Origin of the sequence: Pedobacter cryoconitis (assembly GCF_003259615.1) — a bacterium.
GTDB classification, from domain to species: Bacteria; Bacteroidota; Bacteroidia; order Sphingobacteriales; family Sphingobacteriaceae; genus Pedobacter; species Pedobacter cryoconitis.
This window is the reverse complement of record NZ_QLLR01000001.1, coordinates 1-3,701: the sequence shown is the minus strand read 5'-3', so window position 1 is coordinate 3,701 and position 3,701 is coordinate 1. Positions and strand designations below refer to the sequence as shown.

The window sequence follows — 3,701 nt, the reverse complement described above, 5'->3', positions numbered from 1 at the left end:
AATGAAACAATCAATGGAAACCCAAAGGCATCAGAGAACTTTCGTAAAAGTAGCAAGCCTGGAAAAATCAGGATCTTTCCTCCCCTAAGAATTCCGCTGAAGCGTTGACCGATCTCTTATCAAAGTAATCAGGAGCCTTTAATAATGATAAATTGAACTATAAAATCAGGAAGTAATCAGCTTATTAAAGAATCGTAACCATCTGCTTTGAACTAAGAAAATATTAAACCCAAAACTTGAAATTTAATCCCTGATCCACAAATTTATGACTTGATCCCTTTTTAATACTGCAAGATTTAAACTGGTTGATTATATGAAAGTTATACTTACTTTTATTATAAATAAAAAGATATGAAACTAATTAAACTCTCATTCCTGGTTGCAACATGTTTATTCGTATTTGCAACAAATGCAAAATCACAAGTTAACCCTTCCAGTACTTACGTAACTGGTTATACCAGAAGTGATGGTACCTACGTAACTGGACATTACAAAACAACTCCTAACAACACTAATAGGGATAACTACACAACCAAACCCAATACGAATCCTTATACTGGAACCAATGGTTATATTCAACCCGATAATAAACCTTTAAATAACGATTATCAAAATACTTCACCAGAATATAAATCAACAACGTCATCTTATAATTCAGAACCATCTTCTTATAAATCAACAACATCATCGTATAATTCAAGTCCATCATCTTACTCAGCACCTGTTTCAACAGGTTCACGAGGAGGGCAATATTATATAAATAGCAACGGTAATAAAACCTATGTTAAAAGACAATAAGTTCTTTATTCAACACATGTAATATTAAAGCAGAAGCCTTTCATATTGAAGGGCTTTTTTAATATATTCTTCTTTTCATATTTGTATTGTTGACATTAATTTTTTCTAATTTATGTAATGAGTTGTATTGCTTTTAGCGCATTAAAATTGTAATCAATCCCGTAAATAACAGTTATGGAAACATTAAAAAAATATTCACAGAATGGATCATTCAAATTTCACCTAAGAGATAAATTAAGCGAGTGCTTTATGGAGTGCAATGCACCTACTGATGCTAGTGGAGTGTATTTGATTTATGGCATTAAAAATGGTATTGAAGAATTAGTATATATTGGTATATCAGGAAAGCTGTTGTCTAATGGCGTAATTCAACACAGAGTGTCTGGATTAGGTGGATTAAGAGATCGTTTAATTAATGGAAAGCACAGGTATTCAGGTACAGGTAAAAAAGTTATCAGATATATTTTTTGGAAAGAGACAATGGTAAAAGAGAGCTTTGATCAATTAAAGATTGATTGGTATGCTACTCATTGCTCAAATATTTATGATTCACCAGCTGAAATTGAAGAAAGACTTATCAATAAATATAAACCCAGATGGAATAGAAAATAACAACAAATAATTACAGTAGGATTAGCCGGTCAATAGGAGTCATCTAAGAGGCGAGTATATAATTCAATAAATTGGCCTTTTGATATTTGTATTTGCTTTCAATAATCGGTAAATAGTTTATGGTTTTATCCCTGTGAACGAGGACGGAACAATCAATGTGAGAGTGAAAAACACAGAGGCTATGGATGTTGAGATCATAAGCGATTATTTACGCATCAATGGGAGCCAATAAAAGTAAAGGCAGACAAAGAAGACTAAGGTCTGCTTTTTAGCACAGCCTACCGCATAAAAAAGACACCAGCTAACTGGTGTCTTTTTAACAATTTTTTGTTCGGATCAGAACATTAACCACCTGATCCCATCTTCAAATTATTTTTCTCCCTTGAACATTTTAGTCAATCCTTGTTCAATCTTAACAATGTCTGCTTCAATAATCTTTTTCACTTTTGGAGTTACAGCGTCATTAACCTGAGCTTCGATACGGATTATGTCCGGCTCATTCTTAAGTTTAATATCAAATCTGTTATCACCAAATTTAAACTGAGCAGCAAGCTCCTCTATGTTTTTTTCTGTTGTTTTTAAAAATTCATAGCTATCACTTAATTCATTGAATGATTCTTTAACCGCTTGAAATATAAAATCTGTTTCAATAGTCAGGTCATTTACAATGATAGTAGTAGCTTGTAATGCTTTTTTTAATGCTGCATCACCTTTTGCACTGTCTGCGATGTCTTGCAGGGTTTCTAATAAATCTTCGCTAAATAATATTTCTTTTTTATCAGTGATGAAAATGGTAGCTATATCTTCAGTGTTATCAAATAATTGTTTTATATGAATTGAATCATTCCCATCTTTTATAATGGAAACGCTTTCTGATTGCTCTTCAACTTTAGAATCTGCTATAGCTTTCTTAATTACATTTACAATATGTTTCAGGACTGGGTACTGTTTAATTTCGCTCATTGTTTTTGTGTGTTTTTTTGCAAAGGTAACTAAAGGAGAAAATATTCTTAATGTTTGAGATACTTTTCCTCAGTAATTCTTTTATAATTCTATAATAAAAAGGGTTGTAGCTAAATATACGCTAATCTATAAGGCCTCTGATGGTCGAATCTGAAAAGACCCGGCTTATTCCAGCCAGGGTTCTAAAAATTCTACTGCTTTATCCTTGATATTATAAGGCAGGAAGCAAGTACCTGCAGTATTGATGTCGGCACCTCTGAACTTAGCGATCAGTACGTTTGTAGGCTCTGGATATTGTTGATTGGTCACAGTGGCTTCATAGACGATTGAATAAGCTGTAATCGTACCAGCTGATAACCTATTTGTGAAATCACGCTGTATTTGATCTACCAATATATTTGCAATCGGGAGATCTTCAGTATCGTCTTTGCTTAACCTTTGCATGGTTTTTCCTTCCTGATCGATGCAAACGCCAATAGGATAGAGTTCACCTTGTTCTTCCAGAAGGGCTTTCGCCATGGAATAGCTGTAGTTTAACAAGTTTACGAGAGTATCGGCCATGATGATTAAATTTAATAGAGTGCCAAATATAGTCGTTTACTTACGCATTAGCTCATATCATTTCACAATGGTAAATTCAGTTATCTATCCGGAAGTCGGATTTCATTGATTTGACTATCAATATACCTATCAGGCTAATTAAAACAACCATTATTGTTTCGCCGGTAATAAGGGCCAGATTATAAAAGGGAAAGGCTCCATCTGTGAATTTAATAAAGAATACCAGTAAAAGTAGAGCGACTTCTAAAGTGGCGGTTACTAATATAGCTTTGGATAGATTTCCCATAATTAGCCTTGTTTTCTTAATTATAGGGATATATTATAATTTGTACTACTTTATTACGTGAACAGCTATTTTATCAATGTGAATTCAGATTTATAAGGGTATTTAAACAGGTGAAAAGAGGGGGATTGTGGCTTTAGGGCAAATTGGCGGGCTCTTCTTGGATATTCCGAGGTATACTACACCACCATTCCGCGGCAAAGTACACCACCATTCCGAGCCATATTACACCACTAATTAGGATTTAGTGTATTGATGATTCCGATGGAAAGTACACCATTTTACCTTCGATCATTGAAGTTTGCAAGGACTGACATTCCGACACAAAGTACACCACTGGATTCCGGGGCAAAGTACACCACTAAGCAGAGTTTACCTGGCATATTCATAGGTTTAGTTTAAACAAACTAAACCCTTGCAAATGGCCAATAAACCACTTAGTATGCATAAAGTAAGACAAGTACTTCTTTTTTTTAAGCAGGGA

At 33.9% G+C, this 3,701-nt stretch carries 4 protein-coding genes; 2 read left to right on the top strand and 2 right to left on the bottom strand.

What is annotated here, in order from left to right; all coding sequences use genetic code 11:
* Nucleotides 1–351 precede the first annotated feature (351 nt).
* Both LY11_RS00025 and LY11_RS00020 read left to right on the top strand, forming a co-directional pair.
* Nucleotides 352–798: a hypothetical protein gene (locus LY11_RS00025; RefSeq protein WP_111631694.1), complete on the top strand. Its 447-nt coding sequence runs from the start codon at nt 352–354 to the stop codon at nt 796–798.
* Nucleotides 799–972: 174 nt separating this feature from the next.
* Nucleotides 973–1,410 carry a GIY-YIG nuclease family protein gene (locus LY11_RS00020; RefSeq protein WP_111631693.1) on the top strand — a complete coding sequence of 146 codons (438 nt, stop codon included), beginning with the start codon at nt 973–975 and terminating at the stop codon, nt 1,408–1,410.
* A gap of 369 nt (nt 1,411–1,779) precedes the next feature.
* Here LY11_RS00020 and LY11_RS00015 read toward each other — a convergent pair whose 3' ends face one another.
* Both LY11_RS00015 and LY11_RS00010 read right to left on the bottom strand, forming a co-directional pair.
* Nucleotides 1,780–2,373, bottom strand: a complete 594-nt coding sequence (locus LY11_RS00015; RefSeq protein WP_111631692.1) for a hypothetical protein — start codon at nt 2,371–2,373, stop codon at nt 1,780–1,782.
* Nucleotides 2,374–2,538: 165 nt separating this feature from the next.
* Nucleotides 2,539–2,934, bottom strand: a complete 396-nt coding sequence (locus LY11_RS00010; RefSeq protein WP_111631691.1) for a hypothetical protein — start codon at nt 2,932–2,934, stop codon at nt 2,539–2,541.
* Nucleotides 2,935–3,701 lie beyond the last annotated feature (767 nt).